General features: G+C 64.0%; 25 protein-coding genes and 1 tRNA gene. 13 read left to right on the plus strand and 13 right to left on the minus strand.

Annotated elements, in window-relative coordinates; genetic code table 11:
• Positions 1–117: 117 nt before the first annotated feature.
• A complete protein-coding gene (locus FOY51_RS22975) occupies positions 118–1,695 on the minus strand; it encodes an MDR family MFS transporter (protein WP_235916668.1) in 1,578 nt (525 codons plus the stop codon).
• Positions 1,696–1,794: 99 nt separating this feature from the next.
• Between FOY51_RS22975 and FOY51_RS22980 the strand changes: the two genes are divergently transcribed.
• Genes FOY51_RS22980 through FOY51_RS22990 form a run of 3 tightly spaced genes read left to right on the plus strand, consistent with a single transcriptional unit; the run spans position 1,795 to position 3,956 of the window.
• Positions 1,795–2,400: a TetR/AcrR family transcriptional regulator gene (locus FOY51_RS22980; protein ID WP_149432609.1), complete on the plus strand. Its 606-nt coding sequence runs from the start codon at positions 1,795–1,797 to the stop codon at positions 2,398–2,400.
• Positions 2,401–2,439: 39 nt separating this feature from the next.
• Complete coding sequence (locus FOY51_RS22985; protein ID WP_149432610.1) at positions 2,440–3,018, plus strand: TetR/AcrR family transcriptional regulator; 579 nt, start codon at positions 2,440–2,442, stop codon at positions 3,016–3,018.
• Positions 3,015–3,956 (plus strand): MBL fold metallo-hydrolase, encoded by a 942-nt coding sequence (locus FOY51_RS22990; RefSeq protein ID WP_149432611.1) that lies wholly within the window; start codon positions 3,015–3,017, stop codon positions 3,954–3,956. Before FOY51_RS22985 ends, FOY51_RS22990 begins: the two co-directional genes overlap by 4 nt.
• On the opposite strand, the gene FOY51_RS22995 is transcribed toward FOY51_RS22990, so the two are convergent.
• Positions 3,943–4,398, minus strand: a complete 456-nt coding sequence (locus tag FOY51_RS22995; protein ID WP_149432612.1) for a hypothetical protein — start codon at positions 4,396–4,398, stop codon at positions 3,943–3,945. The genes FOY51_RS22990 and FOY51_RS22995 overlap by 14 nt on opposite strands.
• Positions 4,399–4,523: 125 nt before the next feature.
• Complete coding sequence (locus FOY51_RS23000; RefSeq protein ID WP_149432613.1) at positions 4,524–5,105, minus strand: TetR/AcrR family transcriptional regulator; 582 nt, start codon at positions 5,103–5,105, stop codon at positions 4,524–4,526.
• 51 nt (positions 5,106–5,156) lie between these two features.
• On the opposite strand from FOY51_RS23000, the gene FOY51_RS23005 reads away from it, so the two are divergent.
• Entirely contained in the window at positions 5,157–5,915 is a 759-nt protein-coding gene (locus FOY51_RS23005; RefSeq protein ID WP_149432614.1) for a class I SAM-dependent methyltransferase, read from the plus strand.
• Between the two features lie 47 nt (positions 5,916–5,962).
• Here the strand turns inward: FOY51_RS23005 and FOY51_RS23010 are convergent, their stop codons facing one another.
• Complete coding sequence (locus tag FOY51_RS23010; protein WP_149432615.1) at positions 5,963–8,569, minus strand: LuxR C-terminal-related transcriptional regulator; 2,607 nt, start codon at positions 8,567–8,569, stop codon at positions 5,963–5,965.
• 99 nt (positions 8,570–8,668) lie between these two features.
• Here FOY51_RS23010 and FOY51_RS23015 point away from each other — a divergent pair, with 99 nt between their 5' ends.
• From FOY51_RS23015 to FOY51_RS23030, 4 genes are all read left to right on the plus strand, one after another.
• Complete coding sequence (locus FOY51_RS23015; RefSeq protein ID WP_149432616.1) at positions 8,669–9,289, plus strand: TetR/AcrR family transcriptional regulator; 621 nt, start codon at positions 8,669–8,671, stop codon at positions 9,287–9,289.
• Positions 9,290–9,314: 25 nt separating this feature from the next.
• Positions 9,315–10,556, plus strand: a complete 1,242-nt coding sequence (locus tag FOY51_RS23020; protein ID WP_149432617.1) for a glycosyltransferase — start codon at positions 9,315–9,317, stop codon at positions 10,554–10,556.
• Between the two features lie 22 nt (positions 10,557–10,578).
• Positions 10,579–10,971 carry a nuclear transport factor 2 family protein gene (locus FOY51_RS23025; protein WP_149432618.1) on the plus strand — a complete coding sequence of 131 codons (393 nt, stop codon included), beginning with the start codon at positions 10,579–10,581 and terminating at the stop codon, positions 10,969–10,971.
• A gap of 76 nt (positions 10,972–11,047) precedes the next feature.
• Positions 11,048–12,475, plus strand: a complete 1,428-nt coding sequence (locus FOY51_RS23030; protein WP_235916669.1) for a lipase family protein — start codon at positions 11,048–11,050, stop codon at positions 12,473–12,475.
• A 7-nt stretch (positions 12,476–12,482) separates the two neighbouring features.
• Here the strand turns inward: FOY51_RS23030 and FOY51_RS23035 are convergent, their stop codons facing one another.
• The 3 genes from FOY51_RS23035 to FOY51_RS23045 form a co-directional block, all read right to left on the minus strand.
• Positions 12,483–14,207 (minus strand): GMC family oxidoreductase N-terminal domain-containing protein, encoded by a 1,725-nt coding sequence (locus FOY51_RS23035; RefSeq protein ID WP_149432619.1) that lies wholly within the window; start codon positions 14,205–14,207, stop codon positions 12,483–12,485.
• A gap of 12 nt (positions 14,208–14,219) precedes the next feature.
• The gene (locus FOY51_RS23040; protein WP_149432620.1) at positions 14,220–14,735 is read right to left on the minus strand and encodes a hypothetical protein; all 516 of its coding nucleotides are present in this window, start codon (positions 14,733–14,735) and stop codon (positions 14,220–14,222) included.
• An 86-nt stretch (positions 14,736–14,821) separates the two neighbouring features.
• A complete protein-coding gene (locus FOY51_RS23045) occupies positions 14,822–15,742 on the minus strand; it encodes an undecaprenyl-diphosphate phosphatase (RefSeq protein WP_149432621.1) in 921 nt (306 codons plus the stop codon).
• 183 nt (positions 15,743–15,925) lie between these two features.
• Here FOY51_RS23045 and FOY51_RS23050 point away from each other — a divergent pair, with 183 nt between their 5' ends.
• Together FOY51_RS23050 and FOY51_RS23055 are read left to right on the plus strand one after the other, a co-directional pair.
• Positions 15,926–17,032, plus strand: coding sequence for a hypothetical protein (locus FOY51_RS23050; protein WP_149432622.1), 1,107 nt, complete (start codon positions 15,926–15,928; stop codon positions 17,030–17,032).
• A 66-nt stretch (positions 17,033–17,098) separates the two neighbouring features.
• Positions 17,099–18,091 carry a cation diffusion facilitator family transporter gene (locus FOY51_RS23055; RefSeq protein WP_149432623.1) on the plus strand — a complete coding sequence of 331 codons (993 nt, stop codon included), beginning with the start codon at positions 17,099–17,101 and terminating at the stop codon, positions 18,089–18,091.
• On the opposite strand, the gene FOY51_RS23060 is transcribed toward FOY51_RS23055, so the two are convergent.
• The 3 genes from FOY51_RS23060 to FOY51_RS23070 are packed head-to-tail and all read right to left on the minus strand — an operon-like array spanning position 18,051 to position 20,618.
• Positions 18,051–19,037 carry an alpha/beta fold hydrolase gene (locus FOY51_RS23060; RefSeq protein ID WP_149432624.1) on the minus strand — a complete coding sequence of 329 codons (987 nt, stop codon included), beginning with the start codon at positions 19,035–19,037 and terminating at the stop codon, positions 18,051–18,053. The genes FOY51_RS23055 and FOY51_RS23060 overlap by 41 nt on opposite strands.
• Positions 19,034–19,624 (minus strand): TetR/AcrR family transcriptional regulator, encoded by a 591-nt coding sequence (locus FOY51_RS23065; RefSeq protein WP_214633144.1) that lies wholly within the window; start codon positions 19,622–19,624, stop codon positions 19,034–19,036. Before FOY51_RS23065 ends, FOY51_RS23060 begins: the two co-directional genes overlap by 4 nt.
• Positions 19,602–20,618, minus strand: coding sequence for a saccharopine dehydrogenase NADP-binding domain-containing protein (locus FOY51_RS23070; RefSeq protein WP_149432625.1), 1,017 nt, complete (start codon positions 20,616–20,618; stop codon positions 19,602–19,604). Before FOY51_RS23070 ends, FOY51_RS23065 begins: the two co-directional genes overlap by 23 nt.
• A 78-nt stretch (positions 20,619–20,696) precedes the next feature.
• Here FOY51_RS23070 and FOY51_RS27315 point away from each other — a divergent pair, with 78 nt between their 5' ends.
• Complete coding sequence (locus FOY51_RS27315) at positions 20,697–20,843, plus strand: hypothetical protein (protein ID WP_187776439.1); 147 nt, start codon at positions 20,697–20,699, stop codon at positions 20,841–20,843.
• Positions 20,844–20,929: 86 nt separating this feature from the next.
• Here FOY51_RS27315 and FOY51_RS23075 read toward each other — a convergent pair.
• Together FOY51_RS23075 and FOY51_RS23080 are read right to left on the minus strand one after the other, a co-directional pair.
• A tRNA-Gly gene (locus FOY51_RS23075) sits at positions 20,930–21,000 on the minus strand.
• Between the two features lie 74 nt (positions 21,001–21,074).
• Positions 21,075–21,425 (minus strand): VOC family protein, encoded by a 351-nt coding sequence (locus FOY51_RS23080; RefSeq protein WP_149432626.1) that lies wholly within the window; start codon positions 21,423–21,425, stop codon positions 21,075–21,077.
• Between the two features lie 90 nt (positions 21,426–21,515).
• Here FOY51_RS23080 and dcd point away from each other — a divergent pair, with 90 nt between their 5' ends.
• Positions 21,516–22,085 carry a dCTP deaminase gene (gene dcd, locus FOY51_RS23085; protein WP_149432627.1) on the plus strand — a complete coding sequence of 190 codons (570 nt, stop codon included), beginning with the start codon at positions 21,516–21,518 and terminating at the stop codon, positions 22,083–22,085.
• Positions 22,086–22,266: 181 nt separating this feature from the next.
• Entirely contained in the window at positions 22,267–23,772 is a 1,506-nt protein-coding gene (locus tag FOY51_RS23090; RefSeq protein ID WP_149432628.1) for a sugar transferase, read from the plus strand.
• Here the strand turns inward: FOY51_RS23090 and FOY51_RS23095 are convergent, their stop codons facing one another.
• Positions 23,773–24,348, minus strand: coding sequence for a YdcF family protein (locus tag FOY51_RS23095; RefSeq protein WP_149432629.1), 576 nt, complete (start codon positions 24,346–24,348; stop codon positions 23,773–23,775).
• Between the last annotated feature and the right edge of the window lie 59 nt (positions 24,349–24,407).

The following is a 24,407-nucleotide window of genomic DNA, read 5'->3' on the forward strand; positions in this document are numbered from 1 at the left end:
CCTACATCCGAGGGCATCACCGGTTCGACAGCAGCCCAGAACTCGTCAGAAATCACACCCATCCGCGTCATCGGCTAATACTCGCTGGTCAGGACGCAAATATTCGGGAGACACGCCCTAGACGGCGTTGACTTCCGCCGCTTTCTGCTCGGGCGCCGGAGCGCTGAAGCCCTTGAGCTTCACATCCTTGAAGAAGAGTGACACGACGAAGGCGATCAGGGCGGCGGCAGAGCCTGCCCAGAACACGCCCGCGATCCCGTTGGTCACGCCGTGGTGCAGCGCGTCCTGCAACTGAGCAGGCAGGGTGTGGATCACCGACGGCGGCAGTTGCGCTCCGCCCTTCACCAACTGATCGCCCGCCGCTCCTGCGCGATCGGAGAGAGTATCGGTGAGCCGAGTCGTGTAGACCGTGCCGAGAATCGCTGTGCCCAAGGACATTCCCATGGTTCGCAGGAACGTGCTCGCGCCCATGCCCGCGCCCATGTCGCGAATGCTCACACTGTTCTGCGCGATCAGCATCGACGGCTGCATCAAGCAGCCGATGCCGAAGCCGAGCACCACCATGAACGAGCTCAGCATCAGCTTGGTGGTGTCGACGTGCACCTGGGTGAACATCAACATTCCGATGGTGAGAATCGCGCCGCCGATGATCGGGAAGATGCGGATCTTGCCCGTCCGCGTCGTCATCTGGCCGATGATGAGGCTCGCGATGATCATCGGGAACATCATGGGCAGCAACAGAAGTCCGCTGTTGGTCGCCGATGCGCCCTGCACCAGCTGTTGGAACTGCGGCAGGTACGCCGCCGCGCCCATCATGGCCATGCCGATCACGAACGCCAGTGCACCGGCAAGTGCGAAGTTGCGGTTGGCAAAGACGTGCAACGGCAGAATCGGTTCGTCGACGCGCTGCTCGATTGCCACGAACGCCGCGAAAAATCCCACCGCGAGCACGGCGAGCAGCACGATCTGCCAAGAGCCCCAAGCGTATTGGGTTCCCGCCCAGCTACCGAGCAGGACCAGCGCGCTCGCCCACACGGCGAGAGTGCCCGCACCCCACCAGTCGATGGTGACCTTGCCCTTGTTGCGATGCGGCAGGTGCAAGGTGAACCACACCGTGGTCAGCGCGATCGCGCCCAGCGGGATGTTGACGTAGAACGCCCAGCGCCACGATGCGTTGTCGGTGATCCAGCCGCCGATCAGCGGGCCGCCCAACATCGCGAGCGGCATGATCGCCATGAACAGGCCCTGGTACTTACCGCGTTCTGCGGGCGGAATCAGCTCGCCCAGGATGGCCATCACGCCCACGATCAGCCCACCGGCGCCGAGACCTTGCAGTGCACGGAAGCCGATGAGCTCCATCATGTTCTGCGACATGCCGGTGAGCGCTGATCCGATCAGGAACAGCACGATCGACGCCATGAACGTTCCCCGACGTCCGAACAGGTCGCCGAGCTTGCCCCACAGCAGCGTCGAGATGGCGGTTGCCAGCGTGTATGCCGTGAGCACCCACGAGAGGTGCTGCAGCCCGCCCAGATCGCCGACGATGGTCGGCAGTGCCGGACCGACGATGGTGTTGTCGAGCATCGCCAACAGCATCGTGATCATCAGTCCGCTCATCACGGTGATGATTTCGCGGGAACTCCGGTGTGGAAATTCCTCGTCGTCCACCTGCGGCATCGCAATTTGCTCTGTCATATACCCCACCCGCTTACTTGCCGACCGGTTAGCTACTTACCTGCCGTATAGTAATCTTCCGAATGAGGATGTCAATACGGACACGAGGAGCGTGAGCGGATGCCGCCTACCGAAGGCAGCATGCGGGAGCGAATCCGGCAGGTCGCGCTCGAGTTGTTCACCGAGCGTGGGTACGACGGCACGTCGCTGCGGGAGATCGCCGAGCAACTCGGCGTCACGAAGGCCGCGCTGTACTACCACTTCAAATCGAAGGAAGCGATCCTTCTCAGCCTGATGGCGGAGATGAAGGAATCGGTGGATGCGCTGGTCGAATGGGGAATCGAGCAGCCCTTCTCGGCCGAGTTCCAGTTCGAACTGCTCGAGCGGCTTGCCGACCTGTTCTACGGCGACGCAAGTCGCATCCTGCGTCTCCTTCAAGAGAATCAGCCGGTGATTCGCTCGCTCCACGCGGCCGAGGCGGCCGCGCAGGGCGAACGCGAAGACTTCGGTCCCAAGCTGTGGATCTTCGCGCTGCTCGGGTTGCTGACTCCCCCCGACGCCGATCTCTACACCCGTACTCGAATCCGCGCGGCGATGATGGCGATCGTGTTCCGACCGATGGGTGGCCCCAACTTCGGTACCGATCTCGACGCGAGCCTCGAAGAGCAGAAGAAGGTGTCGCTCGAGGTCGCCTACGAGCTGCTGGGGACCGAACGGCATCGGTAGTTCTGGCTAATTACTAGACCAGTCTCTATAGTTTCAGATGTGGCGCTTCGCGGAGAAACACGAACCCGGGTTGTAGAGACCGCACGCTGCCTGTTCCGCACCCAGGGCTATCACGCGACCGGTGTGAACCAGATTCTCGCCGAGGCTGCCGCTCCGAAAGGCTCGCTCTACTTTCATTTTCCGGGTGGGAAGCAGCAACTCGCGGCGGAGGCCGTCACCGCAGGCGCGCTCCAGCTGCGCAACGTCATCGACGCCGTCGTAGAACGGTCGGCGGATCCGATGGCGGCGAGCCGAGCGATCGGCGATCTGCTGGCCGATCATCTCGTCGAATCCGACTTTCGTAACGGCTGCCCGATCGCGGGCGTAGCGCTCGACGCGTCCGACAGCGACGTGGTGCGTCAGGCGTGCAACGACGGATTCTCGAGCTGGCTGCAATCGCTCACCGACTATCTCACCCGTTCCGGCATCGAGCCGGAATCGGCGTCCGACCTGGCCCTGCTGGCGATCTCGTCGTTGGAGGGCGCCTTGCTGCTCGCGCGGACCGAGCGCGACGCGGCTCCGATCCGACGTGTTGCCGACCGCATCGCGAAAATCGTTGCCCAGGAGATGAAGTCATGACCACAAATGCCGAGATGATCGTCAAATGCTGTGGTGCGCTTGCAGCGACACCGGGTCGGCTGCTGCGTCCACGCAAGCCCGATCGCCGATTTCTCGAGAGCCTCGACAACGCTGCTCTGCCTCGGGCGCGCGCAACTGTGAAGCTGACGTCGCTGGTTCAATCCAGCAAGAACAACCCTGCCGCGTTCATCGCCGAGGGTGCGAGAAAACCGAGACAGGTGCGGTCGGGCATGACGACGTTCCTCGTCGAGCATCCTTCAGCACGTTTTGTGGTCGACCCTGCGATGTGCGCTGATGTCCACCATCGGGTGCTGCCGGAAATCTCGCCGCTGATCCGTCCGATCGTGTCGCCCGCGAAGCCTGTCATCGGACTTGCCGAGATCCTGTCGCAGCACGGAATCGACGTCGGCGGAATAGATTTCGCGCTGCCGACTCATCTGCATTGGGACCACGTTTCCGGACTGCTTGATTTGCCGGACCGTCTGCCGGTTCGCGCGCTGGCGACAGAACGCAGCTGGGCGATGGATGGTTCGGCCGCACCGTCCGGAATTGCTCGGGGCCCGTTGTCGACTCGGACCTTCGAGGCCTACGAACTCGACGGCCCTCCGGTGCTGACCTTCGAACGCAGCCACGACGTGTTCGGCGACGGGTCGGTACTGCTCGTCGACCTCGCCGGTCACACGCCGGGAAGTGTCGGCGTGCTCGTGGCGCTCGACGACGGACGGCGCGTCCTGCTTGCCGGCGATGCCGTCTGGCACGGGTTGCAGGTCCAACTCCTCAGGGAGAAGGCACCATTCCCAGGTCAGATCGTAGACGCCGACAGGCTCGACGCATTCCGTGTCGTCCACCGCCTACATGCGCTGCCTGCCGAGATCGAGGTCGTTGCCAGCCACGACTACGGAGCAGCGGCGAAGTTCGCGCCCGTTATGGCGCGGTGAACGTCGCCTTACCCGGAACGTTCGGCAGGTTGGTGGTGATGGTCGCTTCGATGCGCCCCTTGCCGGTCGCGGGGAGCAGCGGCACCCATAGGCCGCCATTGTTCGGGCCGAACGGCGTGTTGTCGCCGACGGGGACCGAAATCGTGGTGCCGGTGCCGCCGGTATCGAGATTGCGGAAGGTGAGTGTCGCGTTGACGCCGCAGTACGCACCCGATATCGGATTGATGAAGGTGAAGTCGGGCCGGATCCAAATGGTGGGATCGATTCCTTCGAAGTCTTGATCCGGGTTGTAGTACGCATCGATGGTGCCTGCGCATGCGCCGTCGCCCAACGTGTAGGTGGGCGTGAAGTTGGTGGTGGCAGCCGATGCCGGTGCGGCCGTTGCGATCAGGGCCCCGACTGCTGCGATGGCGGCAATGACCAGGTGGCGACGCAATTTCACAAGTAGCTCCTATGATCGACGGACGAATTCGTCTTGACTCCCCGATCCGACGATACGACAGGTCGGGCCCAATCTTGTGCAGCGAGAACGAAAAGTCGTCGGCGATTCGTAGGACTTGTGCCGCTTCATATCTCGGCAATGGCGGTCGCCACTACCTTGCGCACCGCTGCTGCGCTCGGCGCTGTGCCCGTGCGGTCGGCGAAGAGCAGATGGCCCGCGCCGATCAGCATCGGTGCCAGCGAATCGACGTCGGTGCTCGATGCGATTCTGCCTAGATCACGTTCTGCGGCAAGATAATCGGCGATCATGGCGGCCGCCTCGGTCAGAATCGGGATTCCGGTCGGCGTCAATTCGCGCAAGCGGGCCCGCAAACCGTCACGTGAGATGATCAGTCCGACAACGGCAACGGCTATCGACTCGAACAGCACGGTCAATGCTGCGGCCAGATTGTCGACGACCGTGCCGGTGCCCGGGCGATCCTTCAGAGCGGCAGCTTGATCGGCGACGCGAGTGACGCGATCGGACACCAATTCGGCGAGAAACGTATCGAAATCGGCAAAGTGTCGATGCAGGACGCCCTTGGCGCAGCCCGCCTCGATAGTTACCGCGCGACTGGTCAAGGCGTTCGGCCCGTCCCGCAACAAGACCCTCTCGGCGGCGTCGAACAATTGCCGGCGGGCATCGCGAATCGCCACTCCGGTCGGCATTCTTCGGTCCTTTGCTTGACGAATGGGCAAGCGCCCATTCATAGTGGGCGCATGGTCACTTTACCTCGCGAGGAGCCGCATCGAGCTCGTGGGATCGCCGAGTCGTTCGGCATCGACCCTCAACGCTACGACCGCGCGCGGCCTCGCTATCCCGATGTGATGGTGCGGCAGATCGTTGCGGAAAGTCCGGGGCGGACCATGCTGGATGTCGGGTGCGGAACCGGTATCGCTGCCCGGCAGTTTCGGTCTGCCGGCTGCGACGTCCTCGGCGTCGACGTGGATCCGCGCATGGCGGAGTTCGCGCGCCGGGGTGGATTCGACGTCGAGGTATCGACATTCGAGGATTGGGATGCGAAAGGACGCACCTTCGATGCCGTCGTCGCAGGCCAGACCTGGCATTGGGTGGAACCGGTTCGCGGCGCGGCGAAGGCTGCGAAAGTGTTGCGGCCCAACGGGCGTCTCGCGTTGTTCTGGAATGCCGCGGAGCCACCCGCCGACCTGTCTCGCGAGTTCGCGGACGTCTATCGCCGCGTCGCACCGAACTCGATCGCCAGTCGCGGATCGGCGATGCGGGCGGTCGACGGGTATTCGGCGCTCGCCGACAAGGCGGCGGACGGAGTGCGGTCGGACAGCAGATTCGGCGAGCCACAGCGGTGGCTCTTCGACTGGGAACATCGCTTCAGTCGCGACGAGTGGCTCGACCAGGTTCCGACGACCGCCGACCACGCTCAGTTTCCGTCTGCGCAGCTCACGAAGTTGCTCGACGGCATCGGTGCTGTCATCGACGCTGCGGGTGGAAGTTTGTGGTGAACTACGTGACGGTCGTCGCGACAGCCTGTGTTGCTCGCGAGCGCTGATCAGCTACCGATGACCGAGGCGCCCAATTCGTCGCGATTCCGCGCGCCGGTCTTGAGGCCGGCTCGGTAGAGGTGGCCTTCGATGGTCCTGACCGAAACGGAGAGCCGGTTCGCGATCTCTCGGTTGGACAGCCCGGCACCGACGAGCATGGCGATTTCTCGCTCACGGGTGGTCAGCGGTAGCGGCTGTGCGCACTCGCTCAATGCGGGAGTGCGCGCGCCCCCGCACTCCTGCGCGAGACGTTGGGCACGCGAAGCGCAGGTCACTGCGGAGCCACGCATGTCGTTGTGCCGATACGCAATTGCGGCGCGTGCCGCCGCGTCCATAGCTGCAATTCGATCGCCGATCTCTTCGAACTGGCCGGACGCGGCGAGCATCGCCGCGGCGTCGTTGGTGGCCATTGCGGACGCAAAATTCGCTGCTGCGCGCACGCGAGGTCCGTCCACCTGCGCCCGGAGCTCGGCGAGCCGCTCAGCTTTGGTGCGGTCGCCGAATTGTGTCGCGGATTGCAAACAGAGCACCTCCCACGCGAACTGGCCGTTGACACAAGCAGTTTGAGCGGCGCGACGCGCGATGACGATGGCCTCACTGGACAGGCCCCGGGCTGCCGATACCCACGCATCCGCAAGAATGTGATTCGGCTCGTCCAGTGCGAATGCCGTATGTCGCTGCAGCCGTGCAGCTTCGAGAGTGCCCGCTGCGGCGTCGTGATCACCCGTCATCGCGATCGCCTGGGTGAGCAAGATCAGGTAGTGGTACCCGACGCCCGTGGTGTCGTCGATCGATGCGAAACCTTGGACTGCTTCGTCGAGCAGCGCACGTGCGACCGCGAGCCGACCGGCTGCGAGTGCTGCGGTACCCATCAATGCCGATCCGACGACGTGCGGAAAGCCCGGAAGATCGGCGGCAAACCGAAACATTCGCGTGGCGACCGCATCTGCATCGGCGATCCGTCCTGCCAGTAGCAGCGCGCGGACTTGGCTGTCGGAAAGCTGAAAGGTGTGGCCGGATGCCTCCGGCGATTGCGCGGCAAGCTCGAATCCGAACGCGATGATCGGCCCGATGTCGTTGCTCCGCCCGACATCTCCCAGGGCGATTACCTGCCCCCACACCGCGAGCATAGCGGGGAAGGTTGGCAGGCTGGAGGCGTCACGATTACCCCACAGCTGCAGTGCCTGTCGAGGGTCACCCGTTACGGCGAGGCAGATCGTTCGAAAAGCCACGACGGATTCTGTCAACGTCGCATCGGAGGTGACCTCCTCCGACGCGAGCAGATCGTCGACGCGTCGAGGATCCGCGAGGTCCCACATCAGATTTCCCGCCCGCAACAGAAGCACGCGGGCTCGCTGCGAATCGTCCAACCTGTCGAGCGGAATCTCTGCGAGCGCAGCCTCTGCCTGCAAACCGTCGCTGAGCATCGTCAACGCGTGCGCTCGAACTATCTGTGCCGATGTGCCACCTCCGGCTCGCACCGCAGCATGTGCGAGTCGTTCGGCAAGACCGAGGTCCAGCAGTGACATCGCGGCCCCGGCTGCGTCGGTGTACAGCGTCGCGTTCGGCGGCAGGTTCGAGTCCATCGCGAGCGTCGCACGTCGGACCAGTCCAGGTTTGCTCTCGCGCACGCCCAGCGCGGTCGAAATCTCACCACGAAGCCGACGCAGTCTCGAGGAAGCAGCGCGCGCCCGTCGAACTTCGCCGTAGAGCGGGTGAGCGACTCGCGCTTGCGGGACCGCATCGGCGCGGTCGATCACGATCAATCCGCGGGTGTCCGCCTCCTCGATCGCGGCGGGATTGGCGATGCGCTCGAGCAGCGTCAGTTCGAGGGGCTCCGCGACGGCGAGTGCATCGACCACGTCTCCCACATCTGGTGGAAGTGAGCCGATGCGTGCCTCGATCAGATCGATCAGGCTCGGTGAGACGACGGGTCGACCGCCCCAGCGCCACAGTCCATTTCGCTTCTTCAAGCGGCCATCGGACACCTCTTGGTCGACGACGTTGCGCAGGTAGAGGACATTGCCGCGGGTCAGTGTCCAGATCCGACGCGCACTCTCGGGGTCGACGGGGCCGCCGAGCACACTTCCCATCAGGGATCGGCACTGTTCTTCCGACAGCGGTTGCAGTTCCAGGCGGTCCAGATGGCGGTCTTTCCACAGAGCCGTCACCGCATCGGGCGCTTGTTCGCCGAGGCGGATCGTCACCACCACCTTGGCCACGCGACGCAGCACCAACTGATGGAGAACGAACGCCGACAGATCGTCGAGCAGGTGTACATCATCAACGCCCACAACGATATTCGAGCGCGCGTTGTTGTCGGAGAGAGTGTCGATCACGCTGCTCACCAGCTTGAGGGGGTCAGTGCTCTCGGAGCCGGTCCACGATGCCAGCGCGCCGAGCGGCACCGTGCGCGCCGAGGCGGTAGCGACGGCCCACGCGGTGGAGCTGCCACGGGATGCGGCTGCCGCCAGCGCCTCTCGAGCGAGGCGACTTTTGCCGACGCCTGGCTGTCCGACGATGACCAGGCCACCGCCTTCGTCAGGGGCGGTCAGGACCCGGTCGACCAGGCGCATTTCCTCGATGCGCCCCGTCAGTGGCCAAGCCCCCCGCATGCGAAAGGAGACTACGCGGCATGTAGTGGCGGGACCTACGGAATTGTTCTCGCGGCGGGCGGCATGGACAATTTAGATCAACTGATCTAGAGTTAGATCATGCGATCTAAAGAGGACGCGACCTTCACAGAGACAGCGCGCCGTGCGCAGATTGTCGATGTCGCGATCGAGACGATCGCCGAACTCGGCTACCACCAGGCCTCGGTTCGCAAGATCGCGGAGCGAGTGGGCGTCGCGATGAGTGTGGTGCTCTATCACTTCGGCAACAAGGACGACTTGGTGGCGGCAATCGTCACCGAGCTGTATCGGTCGTTGATCGCGATCATGACGCCGGACATGGAATCGGAAACCACGGCGCGCGGAAAACTTTCGGCCCACATCCGGGCGCATGTTCAGTACATCGCGACTCATCGATCGCATCAGATCGCGTTGATGGAGATCGGTTCCAACTATCGCAGCAGCACCGGTGAGCGCCTGCATCAACTGCGTGTCGACCCGTCGGTGCTCGCCGACATGTCGAGCCTCGAGCTCGATTCCATACTTGCGCTCGGAGTCGACAATGGCGAATTCCGCTCGCTGTCGCCAAGTTTCACGGCGACGGCGGTGCGGGGCGCGATCGGCGGCGCACTGATGAGGTCGATGGCCGATCCAGATTTCGACGTCGTCGCCTATGGCGAGCACTTGGTCACCACCTTCGAGATCGCAACCAAACATCCTTAGCAGCAACACAAATGAAGGGGAGATGATGGCTAGAATCGCAATTGCCGCGATCGGTTCGCGTGGAGATGTCGCGCCGTTCACCGACTTCGGTTGTCGTCTGAAAGAAGCAGGCCACGAGGTTGTCGTTGCCGCCGTGACCGAGTATGCCGACTCGGTATCGGAGTGCGGTCTGGAGGCTCGCTCGGTCGAATTCGCGGTAAGCGGCGACATCGATCTGGAAGCGAATCCGATGAAGATCGCGAAGCAAGCGGTCTCGCCGAAGGGGATGCTCGCTACCGGGCGAAACCTCCTCGCCGCGCTCGACGACGTGCGTGCCGACGTGCTGCTCCTGTCGCCGTTCGCCGAACTTGCCGGCCACCCGCTCGCCGAAGCGAGGAACATCCCGAGCATCGGCGTTCGCTTGCAACCGATGTCGACAACGGCCGAGTTTCCACCGTCGCTGATGGGCGGCTGGTCTGCCGGTTCGATGATCAACCGTGCTGCCGGTCGACGTGCTGCCGGAGTGATCGATCGCATGTACGGCAAGACCATTGCAGCCTTTCGCGAACAACTGGACCTGCCGCGGATGTCCGCCAAAGCGATGCGGCGACAGCGCACGGACGCTGAATGGCCTATCCTGCATGGCTTTTCGCCGAGCGTGGTGCCTCGGCCTGCGGATTGGCGTCCCGGACTGGAGGTGACCGGCTACTGGTGGCCGCAGCAGCCCATCGGCTGGGAGCCGCCGCACGATCTGGTCTCGTTCCTCGAATCCGGCTTGCCACCAGTGATTTTCGGACTGGGAAGCCTCATCGTGACCGCCGACGAGGCCGCCCGAATCTCGGAAATTGCCTCGGAGGCCCTGCGTAAGGTCGGCGTCCGCGGTGTGGTTCAGGCGGGCGGTGCCGCGCTGGATGCCGGCAACGACAACCAGATCATCACCGTAGGGGGCGTGCCGCACGATTGGCTGTTCGGCAAGGCCGCGGCCGTGGTGCACTCCTGCGGTGCAGGGACGATGGCCGCAGGGTTGCGCGCCGGTTTGCCTGCCGTCGCAGTACCCTCGCCGGGTGGCGACCAACTGTTCTGGTCGCGACGGCTTGCCGAACTCGGCGTCAGTTCGGCGACGGTGCAGCGCCCCAAGCTCACCGCCGACAAGCTCGCTGCGGCAATCGATTCGGCTTTGACCGAACAGTCGCACCGTGACAGCGCCGAACAGTTGGCTGCCCGAATCGCTGCCGAAGCCGGCGCTGGTGCCGTCGTCGATGCGGTCGAGAGGCTCGTCAGAGTGTGACGTGTGCGCGACAATGTAAGGCATGGGCACCGTGGGCAGGGACGACACCGAAGACCTACGCAGAGCCGAGCGCGGACTGCAAGCCGCGCAACTGGCGGCCGACGCCGATGCACTCGATCGATTGCTCGACGATCGGCTGATCTTCACGCTCGGCATGGATGGCAAGACGTACTCCAAGCAGGATGATCTCGACATTCAGCGGTCCGGATCGCAGCAGCTGACCCGGGTCGACGAGGAAGATCTGCAGGTGTTCGTCGAGGGCGATACCGGCGTCACGTGGTTCCTCGGCACACTCGCGGGTGAAATCGGAGGTGAGCCGTTCGGGGCTCGGATGCGCTACACGAGAACGTGGCTGCGTGACGGTTCGGGCGACTGGCGGGTGATCGCCGCCCACGCCAGTTCCGTACCGGAGTGAAGGTTTTTGGTACACGGAAGTCTCACTTCAGCGAAACCGCTGCGCACACCGGTTGTCGAGCCTAAGCTCCGCAAACGTGACGTACGAATTGCTGCCCGAACCGCCTCGCCGAACACGTCGTATGTTCAGCTTGCTCGTTGCCGTTCTGATGCCCCTGGCAATGATCGTGGTGGGAGGCTCGACTGCGTCGGCAGAACCGCCACCGCCACCGGACTCCTTCTACGACGTCCCGGCGGGGCTTGCGGCCGCGAAACCCGGTGCTGTGCTCAAGAGTCGGCCGGTCGACGTGAAATTGCTGCAGCTGTTGCCGATCAACGTCACGGCGTGGCAGCTGCTCTACCGCACGACCGCCGCCGACGGTTCCCCGTACGCGGCGGTGACGACGGTGATGATTCCCCGTGGACCTGCCAAGCCGCGTCCGTTGCTGTCCTACCAGGCGGCCACCGATTCGATTTCCCGGATCTGCGGTCCGTCGTACAGCTTGACCAATGGGCTTCCGATCGAATTGGGCAATCCGGCAGGCCCCTTGACCTTTGCGTTGCCGGGCGGCGAAGTTGCCCTCGCCGCAGCAGGTTTGGAGCAGGGTTGGGCGGTCGCGCTGCCGGATCACGGCGGTATCAACGATCGATTCCTGACGCCGCGCGAGCCGGGTTACGCCGTCTTGGACGGGATTCGCGCAGTCGAAGGATTCCAGCCCGTCGGGTTGACCGGTGCCAGCACTCCCGTCGGGATGTGGGGCTACTCGGGTGGTGCGATCGCCAGCAGCTGGGCTGTGGAGTTGCAGCCGACCTACGCTCCCGAGCTCAACATCAAGGGTGCCGCGTTCGGCGCTCCCGAGCGTGACCTCGAAGCATCGCTCCGTGCGGCGAACGCAACGCCGCTCGCGGGATTGATCCCGATCGCACTCAGTGCAATCGGTAAGGATGTGCCCGGCTTCACCCAAGAAGTCAACAAGTTCGCGACGCCGGACGGGGCTGCGCGGATGGCCGAAACGGCCAATCACTGCCTCGGCCAGAACGTGCTGGCCAACCTGTGGTTCGACTATCGGACCCTACTGAACCAGCCGATCGACGTGGTGCTGAAAGATCCGATCTTGCGGAAGGCGATCGACGATCGCGGCATGACGAACAACATTCCGACCGCGCCGCTCTACGTCTACAACGGCGTCACCGAAGAGGTCGCTCCCATCGTGGCGACGGACAGACAGGTGAACGGTTACTGCGCAGGCGGAACGCCGGTGACGTATCGCCGCCAGGAGTTCCCGCCGCGCCCCTTCCCGCAGGTGATGTCCACCCACGGCGTCGTCGCGATCACGGGCGCACCCGATGCCTTCGCCTGGCTGAAGCAGCGGTTGGCCCCTAACGCGCCTCGGCCGTCGGGCTGCGACATTCAAACGGTGCCGACGACGTTGCTGACACCGGATTCGCTGTCGGTGCTCGGGCCGTCGTTCATCGGCAACATGCTGCTGACGGCGCTCGGTCAACCGATCGGGGCTGGCCGCTGAGCCGGTTTCACCGATCGTCGCGCTCGAGCTCCGGATCGTAGCGGGGCAGACCGAGATCGGCGCGGAGCTCGTCGGCGGCCCGTTCGGCGAACATCGAAATCGTCAGGAAAGGATTGACCCCGATCGCGCGGGGAAGAACCGAGCCGTCGACGACGAGCAGCCCGTCGTGGATGCCGCCGTCGGCTCTGAAAACTCGACCCGCGTGATCGACGACGCCACCCGCGACGGTTTCGGCGGTGGCACATCCGCCGAGCGGATGGGCGGTGATCAGATGATTGCCGAACAGGGTGTTGGCCCACCACGGATTCTTGATGTAGGTACCACCGATGGCTTCGACGGCGGGTTTCAGCAACTCGTCGATGTCTTTGTAGATCCGCTCGCTCGGTGCCCCAGGCCAGTCGATCGTGACCGACCCGTCCTTCTTCAACACCAGCTCACCGTCGGAGTTGTCGTGCACCATGATCAGGAAGCCGAGGGAATGGTTCATCGCGCCGTCGATGTTGAATTGCACGTCCTTGCGCCACCGATTCACCTTGGCAGGACGAAACTCCGGGTACTTGGCTGCGGCCAGACCCATCAGGCCCAACCGGAACACATCGACCAACGCGCGCGGTAGCGAGAGGTCTTGCACGGTGAAACGCTTTCGCAGATCGGGTTGATCCGCGCCGAAACGCATGGCGACGGTGATGCTCGGCCCGCACATCAGGCCTGACCGCGGTGGGCCCTCGTCCGTCGACCACGACTGCGTATCGGTGCGCATGTCGGTGTTGTAGGCGATCGCGAAATTGTCCCCGTTGCCGCTGAAATTCTTGCCGATCCGCGACGACAGATCGAGTCCGCGCTCGCGCGACCGCAGCAGAATCGCGTTGGTACCCAGCGAACCTGCCGACAGCACAACGGTTTTCGCGATCACACTGATCGGGGTGGTCTTGGTGCCCCGGCTTCCCGATCGGCGCACACCGGTCACCTGCCACCGACCGTCGGGCAGTTTCTCGACGCGATCGACCTCGAGACGCGGGTGCAGTTCGACACCGAAATGGCGCGCCATCGGCAGGTAGTTGGTCATCAGGGTGTTCTTGGAGAAACTGTTGTCGCCGGTGCCGTCGCCGCCGTGCATCGGGCACTGCCGACGCTGCACGCCGTACCGGGTGACCCGGTCTTCCTTGTTGACCGCAATGTTCAGCGGCGTCACCTCCGCACCTGCGGTCTTGGCGATTTCGCCGAAAACCTTGTCCCGCGCCAGGTTTTCGCCGTCGACGAATCGGTTTGCTCCCAGCATCGCCGCGGCGCGGTCGTAGTACTCGCCGAGGCCGCCGATGCCCTCCGGCTCTTGTTCGACCAAGTCGCGAAACTGGCGCGGCCACGACGCAAGGAACACTTCGCGGTCGGGGATGATCGCGACGTTGAAGTTCATCAGCGACGTGCCGCCCAAGCCGCTGGCACGGATCACGTCGACCGTCTTGTTGCGGTCGACCTGAAATATGCCCAGCGGATTCAACGACGAATAGAGCTTGGTTGCCGCGGACTCCTGCGATTCGGGGAAGGTGCCGGTCGGGTGCTCGTCACCACGCTCGAAAACGGCGATCGTCAGACCCTTTTCGGCGGTGGCGTTGGCGATTCCCAGTCGAGCCGCCGTTATCGCACCGCCGTATCCGGAGCCGACGATGACGACGTCGTACTCATCGGCCAATTCCTCGGGCGGACTGGCGAGCGCAGCGGCCGTCTCCTTCATGAGCTTGTTCGGTCACGCGCCCGTGGCGTCGAGCGCGAACCACAGCACGTTCGCCGGTGCGGACTCGCTGCGCTTCCACATGGCGGGTCCCAGAAACAGGCCGGGGGACACCTCACGAAGTTCGTCGTGGATCTGGCGGACGAACCATGGGTTGCCCGGCTGCTCGTAGTCCAGGACGATCGTGTCGGCGCCGTCGATCACCGACGGTTCGACGCGAGTCTTGAAGGCGAACCAATCCATCGAGACACCGAGTTGGACGCGGTTTATACCCGACCCGCTCTGGCTGTCTTCCGAGGTCAAAGTCTTTCCGTCCCAAGGAAAAACAGGCAACTTGGCAGCGGCGCGCAAAAGTCCGGCCAGCGGCGTCTTGTCGACTCCACGCACCGCGAGCATTCGACCCTTCGGCTTGTTGTCGAGGACGCTCAGATCGGCGGGTACGGTGCCTGCGCGGTAGAGGGCATCGAGGTCGTCGAAACTCTGTGCCGACAGATCGTCGAGCGTGCGGGGTTGCTGTCCAGCGCTGGTCATGGTCGCCTCCGGATGATTGACTCCAGTGCGGTTCATCTTGGTCGAGGACATCGCCAGGTGGTCGCGAATCGCGATATCAGCGCTTCTCAGGCAAAACGGGCGATGGACAGCAGCCCCGCAACCAGGCAGTAGACGGCGAACGGGAGCAGCGTTCGAGTCTCGAAGTATTTCGTCAGGAACTTCACGGCCACGTAAGCAGCAACACCCGCAACTATCGCCCCGACCAGCGCCTGCCCCAGTATTCCGTCACCCTGCGGTCCTGCGAGCTGCGGCAGCTTCAGTACACCGGCTGCAAAGATGACGGGTGTGGCAAGGAGGAACGCGAACTTCGCCGCGTCCTCGTTGTCGAGACCGCGGACCAGCCCGCCCACCATCGTTACACCGGAGCGGCTGATCCCGGCAAGTAGTGCCAGGCACTGCACCAGACCGATGCCGCCGGCCTCCTTGTAGCTGAGGCTGTCGATCGTTCGTCGGCGCGTCGCTACCGTCGCCCCCTGCTCCGCGGCCTCGTGTTGGCGTCCGTACTCGGCGAGAGTCATCGACTGTCGTCGTCGTAGGGCTTCGCCGGCGATCAGGACGAGTCCGTTCAGAGTGAGGAATACGGCGGCAATCAGCGGGGTGGCGAACAGCGTTCGCAGCGGATGCTCGAGGAGTAGTCCGAGTATTCCGACAGGAATGGTCGCGACGACGATCAGCCAGGCGAGTCGTTGGGTCGATGTGTCGATACGACGGTTCCGAATCGAGGTAACGAAGCCGCCGATGATTGCCACCCAATCGCGCCAATAGAAAATCAAGAGCGCAAGTGCCGTCGCGACGTGCAAGGCGACGACGAACGCCAGATATGGCGTGCCGGTGTCCGAATTGCCCTGTGTGACAAGGTCGCTCCATGAGCCGCCGATCCACGCCGGAACCAGCACGGAGTGGCCGAGGCTCGAGATCGGAAACAGCTCCGTGATGCCTTGAAGTGCCCCGATCACAATCGATTGCGGGTAGGTCAATGCAGACAAAAGTCATCTCCAGTGCGGTTGTTTCGGTCGAGGCCAGCGGCGTGTGAAATTCGAGATTACCGGCAATATTCGTTGATTCATGACCCACGAAATTGAATTGTCGTATTCATCCGGAATGGGGCGCGGGCAGATTCGTGCCAGTCCGGGTGGATACCATCGAAACGCTTCGTTGTCGGACGACTTGTGAATCGGGGAACTCTGAGCAGCACCGGAATCGCGACCAGCAGCGCCGTCGACGATATCGACGACAAGGACACCTGGCTGCGTCGACTCGGCAGCGTTGCGATCGTCGTCGCCATTGCCGGTTGGGTGCTGTGGCGGACAGGCCCGGCAGTCGTTCCGCATCTGCAGGTGTTCGTCGGTGTCGCCGACATGTGGCCGCGTAGCACGGTGGAACCGATCTTCGCCTACCTGCTGCGGGTGCCACTGGGGCCGCTGGTCTATCAGCTGTTGCCGTATTCGGGTCAGCGGACCTATCTCGTTCTGCACCTGGTGTGCCTGGTCGCGGCCGGAGCGCTGCTCGCCTTATGGCTGGTCCGGCGGCTGGGACTGCGTCGCGCACTGATCGCCTGTTGTGTGCTGGCGATGGCACCGATCACCGCCGTGCAGTTGAACTGGATCGGAATCTACGACGCGTTCTCGATCCTGGCTTTCGTTGCGTTGCTGATGGTGCTGAGTCGAGGGCCGCTGCTGCAGTTCGCCGTAGCTGTGTTGGTCGGCTTCCAGAATTTCGAGCAGTCCCTGTTCGCGGTGGCCATTCTGTTGCTGGTCCCCGCCTTCGTTCGCGACCTCGGCGTGAAGCCACGAGCGGTGCCGCTGCTGGCTGGGCTCGTGGTGGGCAAGGTGGCGCTCGAAACCTATCTCGGGTCGGTGGGCGCGCAGTCGGGTTCCCGTCTGATGTTTCTCGCCACCGACGGCAAGGCGCGCGAGCTACTCACGGATTCGGTGTCGGTAGGGCCGATCATCGCGTGGTCGGCGCTCGGCGGACTGTGGCTCTACGCAATTCCGGCCGTGCGCACCGCGTTTCACGAATGGAGCCGGGGTCGACTTGTCGTTGCCGGGTTTGTCGCGGTTGTGTGGTTCTGTAGCGGCGTCATGTCCGAAGACGAGACCCGAGTACTGGCGATGACGTCGTTTCCGGCCGTGGTATTCGCGGCGATGCACATCGCGAACCGGCACCGAGACCTGACCGAATTCGTCCGCTCACCCTTGGCCTGGGGGCTGATTCTCGCCCCGCCACTGGTGTTCTGGCAGGGTGTTCCGCTGCCGATGGGGATCACGATCGGATAGCAAAGGCTTGCGCATATAGCAATGTATGCATATATTTTCCGGCATGCCTTTCGAAGAAATCGCGTCATGAGCGCCGGTCACGGACACGGACACGGTCACAGCACGTCCACGGACGCCGATCAGAGTTGGTTGGCGGGTGCGCTGGCACTGATCGTGGTCTTCATGCTCGGCGAAGTGGTCGTCGGGTTGATCTCGGGCTCGCTCGCGCTGCTGTCAGACGCGGCGCACATGCTCACCGATGCGGCGTCGATCGCCTTGGCGCTGTGGGCGATTCGACTCGCCGCACGGCCTGCCGCCGGGCGGATGACGTACGGGTGGAAGCGCGTCGAGATTCTGTCGGCGCAAGCCAACGGATTGACGCTGCTCCTGCTCGCGGCCTGGTTGACCTACGAGGCGATTCGCCGCCTGCTCGATCCGCCCGAGGTGGCCGGCGGCGTGGTGCTGGTGACGGCGCTGGTCGGCATCGTGGTCAACATCGCGGCGACCTGGATGATCAGTCGCGCCAACCGGACGAGCCTCAACGTCGAGGGCGCGTACCAGCACATCCTCAACGATCTGTTCGCGTTCATCGGCACCGGCATCGCCGGCGTCGTCATACTCGTGACCGGATTCGATCGCGCTGATGCGATCGCCACGCTGGTCGTGGTCGTGCTGATGGTCCGGGCAGGCGTCGGGCTTGTTCGAGCGTCGAGCAGCATTTTTCTCGAGGCCGCGCCCAAGGATCTCGACCCGACCGCGATCGGGCAGGCAATGGTCGCGCGTCCGTCGGTCGTCGAAGTCCACGACCTGCACGTTTGGGAAATCACGTCCGGATCGCCCGCGCTGTCCGCGCATGTTTTGGTGCAACCGGATCACGACTGTCACGCGGTGCGGTCGGACTTGGCCGACATGCTCGCTCGCGACCATCACATCGACCACACCACGCTGCAGGTCGATCACGCCGCCACAGGTGCTGTGCAGCTGGGGTCACCTCATCTGGATCAGCACTGCGAAGAACCGCACGGCCCAACGCATCGGGCTAGCGAGTCGGCTCAGCGCGAATCGGCCGGGGATCGTTGATCGAGGCGGCCAGGACGTCCATAAGCAACGCGCGGAACGCGGCGGGCTCGTCCACATGCGGTGTGTGCGCTGAGTTTTCGAACCACACGAGTCGCTTGCTCGGGGCCGTGAGTACGTCGAAGTAGCGCTGAGCGGGCACCGCTGGTGCGACCTGATCGTGGCGGCCTTGAACCATGACGACCGGAACGTCGATGCGGGGCAGGTCGTGCACCAGGTCGGTGTCGGCGAGCTCGACCAACAGCGCGACCTGCGTCGCAGTGATGCCGCGGACGGTCCGAACGAGGTCGGGAAGCGTGTAGTCGGAGGAACGTAGGAGACTGCCGAGCATCGAGCGCATCAGCTGCAGGTAGGTCGCGCCGGTCGTGACGCCGCCGAAGTCGACGGCCCAGCGGACCCGCGTCCCGAATCGCTTCGCGTCGAGGTGCGGGGGAGCGCCGATGGCCTCGAGCTGCTTCAAGGCGCGGCGGTTGCCGCTTGCGCGTGCGGCGTCGAGCACGAAGTCGTAGGTGTGGCGCTCGGCGAACGGGATGTCGATGTCCATTCCGGTCGCGATCAGGGCCGCCACGAGGTCGGGACGCTGGGCTGCTGCGCGCGCGGCGAACGTGGCGCCGAAGGAGAAACCGGCGACGAACGGCGGTCCGCCGAAACGATCGTTGAGCAGTTGAAGCAATTCGACGGTGTCGGCGACCATGCGAGCGACGGTGAGCTTCTCGCCCCGACCGGATCGACGCAGCGACAGGCCGCACCCGCGCTGGTCCCAGTAGACGACCGTGAAGTCGCGTTCCAATCCGAGGACACCTTCGAGACGGCGCGCATCGTTGATGATCGGCAGGCCCGGCCCCTGCTGGGCAAGCAGCAGAACGGGATTGGAGCGGTCGGTGCCACGGATGCGGATCCACTGCGTGGTGCCGCCGAGCTGGACGGGTTCGAGCGTGTCGATGATCATGGTGTCTCCTGTCGTACCGCCGCGAGCGCGGCGCTTTCGATGGTGGTGTCGTGTCCCGTCTCGGCAAGCAGATCGAACGCTCCCGCCGCGGCGAAGTTCGCGAGGTGGATGGGCCGCAGCACGCAGCCGAGGAAGATCGCAGCGAGCAGGTTGGGTTGGCCGTTGCGGATGAGTCCCTGCTGCTGGCCGGTGGCGATGATCGCCTCGACGGTTTCGAGCGGGTACGCCGAACCGGCAGGCAGCGCAGGCATCAGCGAGTCCTGCCGCAGCAGGATGAACGTAGCCGCTGCCGGTTCTTCGCGGTAGAACCGCAAAACGGTTCGGACGACGGCCCGCAACTTGTCGTCGGTGTCGCCCTCCGCGACGGCGTCGGCGAGTCGGGTGCCGAACTCGCCGAACCACGTTGCGAAAAGCTCCTGCGCCAATGCCTCGACCGAGGGAAAGTGCCGGTAGAGAGCGGCATCGGAGACGCCTGCGCGTTCGGCGATGTGCCGCACGCGGGTGCCGTCGTAGCCCTGTTCGGCGAAGCGGGACAGCGCCGCCCGCATGATGTTGTCCTTCTGGCTAGGCCGCGGCAACGATCTCACCGCCCGCTCCGAACGCGATCTCGGTCCCGAAGGCTGCGGTGACGGTGGTGGCGCCGAGCGGTTCCGTCGCGAGCACGGCCTCGACTGTGGCGACGGCGGTCGCAGCTGTATAGGCGTATCCCTCGCCGGTGCGAAGCCACCCTTCGGCGCTGCGTCCGTCGCGCGCAGTGGCGCGAGCCCAGACATAGCCTGCGACGTAGGTCGTCGGCCCGTCGGGAGCGGGACGCGCGTTCCGGGGTAGGTGGCGCGCGGCCTTGGCGAGGGTGGGCAGCACGGGTAGGGCGGTTCGCGCGACCAGCGGATGCAACGTCATCGCCGTGTGTGCCGTGATGTTCGGAATCCCGGTCGTCCTGTGCGAGACGACCAGGTCGCCGGTCGGCACGGGAACCGCGGTCCGCGTTCCGAGGGGTGTCTGCATCCGGTGCGCGCTTGATCCGAGCCCGGTGCGCACGAGCGCGCCGTCTCGAAGGACACGACCACCGCCTGCCAACGCGAGCATGGTGCTCGCCTGCGCGCCCGCGCTGCTGCCCGCGGTGCTCGGCATGGCGAGTAGCTCCAGCCGGTCCGCCCCCGGGACCTGGGCGGCGACCCAGCTCGCGATGCCGTCGGTCGCGACCGTGCCGAACCCGACGGCAGGGATGGCGGTGATGGTCGAGGTGGACGTGCGCAGCACGCGGTCGACGACGTCGATCTCGTTGGCGATGTCGAGGTAGTGCACGCCGGCTCGAAGGCATGCGGCGAGCACCGGTTGCGAGGTCGATGCGAACGGGCCTGCGGTCAGCAGTACCAGCCGAGAATCGCCGAGGTGGCGGTCGAGCTCGTCGACGTCTGTCTCGATCCACGGCAGGTCGAGGCGTTGGGCGAGCGGTCGTAGGCGCGACGCATCGCGGCCTGCGAGTAGTGGTCGATGACCCAGCGCCACCGCGTGTTCCGCGATGAGGGTTCCGGTGCGACCGGTAGCTCCGTAGAGGAGCCAATCATTGTTAGTGAACATTCATTTACATTAGCGCGGGGCGGGCGGTTCGTCCAGAAAAAAGATTGCAAGGTGTGTCTGTGTCGGTACCGTTGGCCAGTGCCTACCGTGACTATCGACTTCGACGACGACGAGATGGCTGCGCTGCGTGACGCCGCTGACTCCTCCGGCAGATCGCCCGAAGAATTTGCTCACGCCGCGGTCGTAGCCGCTGCTGCTGATTTCGACCGGCAAGGCGGCCGCTGATTGATTTGGCGCATCGAATGTGCATCCGAGCGGGAAACTTGCTGCGCGGGTGCATATTTGCTGCGCTGAATCGGGAGAAATACTTGAGCCGATGACGGGAATCGAACCCGCGTGTGCAGCTTGGGAAGCTGCCGTTCTGCCATTGAACTACATCGGCGTGCCTGATACCGGCCGCTGTACAGCAGGACCAGTACCCTGCGAGCGGTTACGTTAGCAGACACAGCCTAGCGATTACGGTCGTGCGCTGGGCACACAGAATTCGTTGCCTTCGGGATCGGCAAGCACCACCCAGGTCTGCTCGCCTTGGCCGACATCGGTGTGCGTCGCACCGAGATTCGGCAGGCGTTGCACTTCGGCCGCCTGATCGTCTGGGCGGAAATCCAGGTGCAGGCGGTTGGGTCCGGCCTTGGATTCGGGGACAGTGGCGAACAAAAGGTCGGGCGCGGAATCCGAGGGAGAGACCACGGTGAGATCGCCGTCTTCGTCCAGCCCGGTCTCCCAACCCAATGCGGCGGCCCACCAACGACCGAGTGCGTCCGGGTCGAGCGCATTTACGACGATCGCTTCCCATTGCAAACTCATTTATCCGACGCTACGTGAACGTGTCGGATGATTCTTATCGTCTTTATTACCGACCGTTCGGCCTGATCGGGCACCAGCTACCCTCGAGCTGTGCTGCTCTCCGACAGAGATATTCGTGCCGAGATTTCCGCTGGACGCCTCGGTGTCGAACCCTTCCGGCCGGACCTCGTCCAGCCGTCGAGTGTGGACGTTCGACTGGATCGACTGTTCCGGGTCTTCAACAACACGCGATACACCCATATCGACCCGGCCCTACGACAGGACGAGTTGACATCGTTGGTGGAGCCCGCCGAGGGCGAGCCCTTCGTTCTACACCCGGGCGAGTTCGTGCTCGGGTCCACCCTGGAGCTGTGCACCCTGCCCGACGACCTGGCAGGTCGGCTGGAAGGCAAGTCGAGCCTCGGGCGGCTGGGTCTGCTCACGCACTCGACCGCCGGGTTCATCGATCCGGGGTTCAGCGGCCACATCACCCTGGAATTGTCGAATGTGGCGAATCTCCCAATCACGCTGTGGCCTGGGATGAAGATCGGACAATTATGCTTGATTCGGTTGTCCAGCCCGGCCGAGAATCCGTACGGCAGCGCGGCTGTCGGGTCCAAGTACCAGGGACAACGCGGTCCGACCCCGTCCAAGGCGTACCTGAACTTCGAAAGTTCGTAATTCTAGCTACTTCAGCTAATAATCAGCTATTAAACTCTAATTGAAAGAAAAACCGACTCAAAGTCTGTAACGCGACAGTCATCCCTACCGAAAGTGCAGTCGACCCCCTACTATTCAAGACATTGACGTCCTACGGGGGGACGACATCCTGATACACATTTCCGTAGAGATAGGTGCGTCGATGAACTTCAAGGCGAACGTCGGCTCTTCCGCCGTTTCCGCACGCGGTTCTCGAGCTTTCTGGAACTCCGAGCGTGAGCGCTGGCAATCGGAGTACAAGCGCCGCGTGCAGCTCACCGATGCTGTTGTCGTGACAGGCGCCGTGGCGCTCGGCCAGGTGGTTCGATTCGGTACCCAGGAGTCCATCCTCAAACCCGCAGAGATCTCCGGCATCGAGTACACAGCGCTGTCTGTCTCGATCGCCGTCGTCTGGCTGATACTGCTGACCGCCTTGAACACCCGTTCGCCACGCGTGATGGGCAATGGAGCCGAGGAGTACCGCCGCATCGGTTCGGCAACCCTTCGACTCTTCGGCCTCATCGCGATCGCGTCCCTGCTGTTCCAGGTCGACATCGCTCGGGGATACCTGGCGATCGCGTTCCCGCTGGGCCTCATCGGTCTGGTGCTGAGCAGGCAGGGGTGGCGGAAGTACGCGGTCCGGCAGCGCCGCCAGGGCAGCTACCAAACCACCGTTCTCGTCGTCGGTGCACGTAATGCAGCTCGCTCGATGACGACGTCGTTTGCTCGTGACCACACGTCCGGCTACCGGGTCGTCGGCGTCTGCACGCCGGGTGGTGACATGGCAGAGGACCAGAGCATGACCGTTCCCGGCGACGAGGTGCCGATCGTGGGCGACGAGCATTCCATCCTCGACGCCGTGAAGCTGACCGGTGCCGACACCGTGGTGGTCACCGCGACCGAACAGCTGGGTAACGCGCGAATCCGCGACCTGGTGTGGGAACTCGAGCCGCTCAACGTCGACCTCGTCGTCACCCCGGGTGTCGTCGACGTCGCGGGACAGCGACTGGAGATTCGCCCGGTCGCCGATATGCCGCTGGTGCACATCGAGAAGCCGCAGTACGACCGTGCAAAGTCCTTCGGCAAGCACGCATTCGACTTCTGCTTCGCCCTGTTCGCGCTGATCGCCATCGCGCCGGTGATGCTCGCTGTCGCGATTGCGATCAAGACCACCAGCCGCGGATCGGTGTTCTACAAGTCCGAACGCATGGGCATCGACGGCAAGCCGTTCGCGATGATCAAGTTCCGCAGCATGTACGAGGACGCCGATCGTCACCTCGACGCTCTGTTGCGGCAGAACGAGGGCGCAGGCGTGCTGTTCAAGATGCGCGACGATCCGCGCGTCACTCCGATCGGCAAGATCATGCGCAAGTACAGCCTCGACGAGCTGCCGCAGTTCATCAACGTGCTGCGCGGCGAGATGAGCGTCGTCGGCCCGCGCCCGCCGCTGCGCCGTGAGGTCGAGGCCTACGACGGCGTCGTTCGCCGCAGACTGCTGGTGAAGCCCGGCGTGACCGGCCTCTGGCAGGTCAGCGGACGGTCGGACTTGTCCTGGGACGAGTCGGTACGACTGGACCTCTCCTACGTCGAGAACTGGTCGATGGTGCAGGACCTGCTGATCATCAAGAAGACGCTGAGCGCGGTGGCGCGCTCCGAAGGCGCCTACTGATCAGCAGTCCTCGAACAGGGCGCGGGCGTAGCCGAAAGACTGGTAGACGTAGTTCCAGACCCAATCGCCCATCGTGATTTTTTGACGATTGGGGACCATGAGAAGTTCACCGTCCCAGCACTTTCCGATCACATATCGGGCGCGGGACACATGCGGGGTGAAGGTCACTACGATTACGCGCTTCCAGTTCTCGGCTGCCGCGCGTCGAGCGATTTCGCGGCCTTCACCTCGCGTCGTACCCGGATCGGGGTCGAAGCACGTCACCTTGAAGCTGTAGCCGCCGTGGCAGATTCGGTTGACCAGCGGGCTGTCCTTGTAGGGATTCGAGAGGATCACCTGCGGCGCATAGCCCGCCTTGGCCAGTTGCAGCCCTAGCTCCTCACGGCCGTCGTGCCTACCGCCCAACACGACTATCGCGTCGGCAGTAGCAGGCCGCTCGACCTGCGGATCGATGTACACGGGCCACAGTGCGGCGATCCCCACGACCAATGCAATGACAACCGCGACGACGGCCCATCGCCCGCGCTTCACCCGCACCGGCGCGGGATCGACGCGCACGGTGGGGGTTTGCGTCATGGCAACGATGCTACGTGGACTGATCGGGACAAATTTCGCCATCGCATGTACACCTGCTG

The organism is Antrihabitans cavernicola (assembly GCF_008297975.1).
In the GTDB taxonomy this organism is placed as follows: domain Bacteria; phylum Actinomycetota; class Actinomycetes; order Mycobacteriales; family Mycobacteriaceae; genus Antrihabitans; species Antrihabitans cavernicola.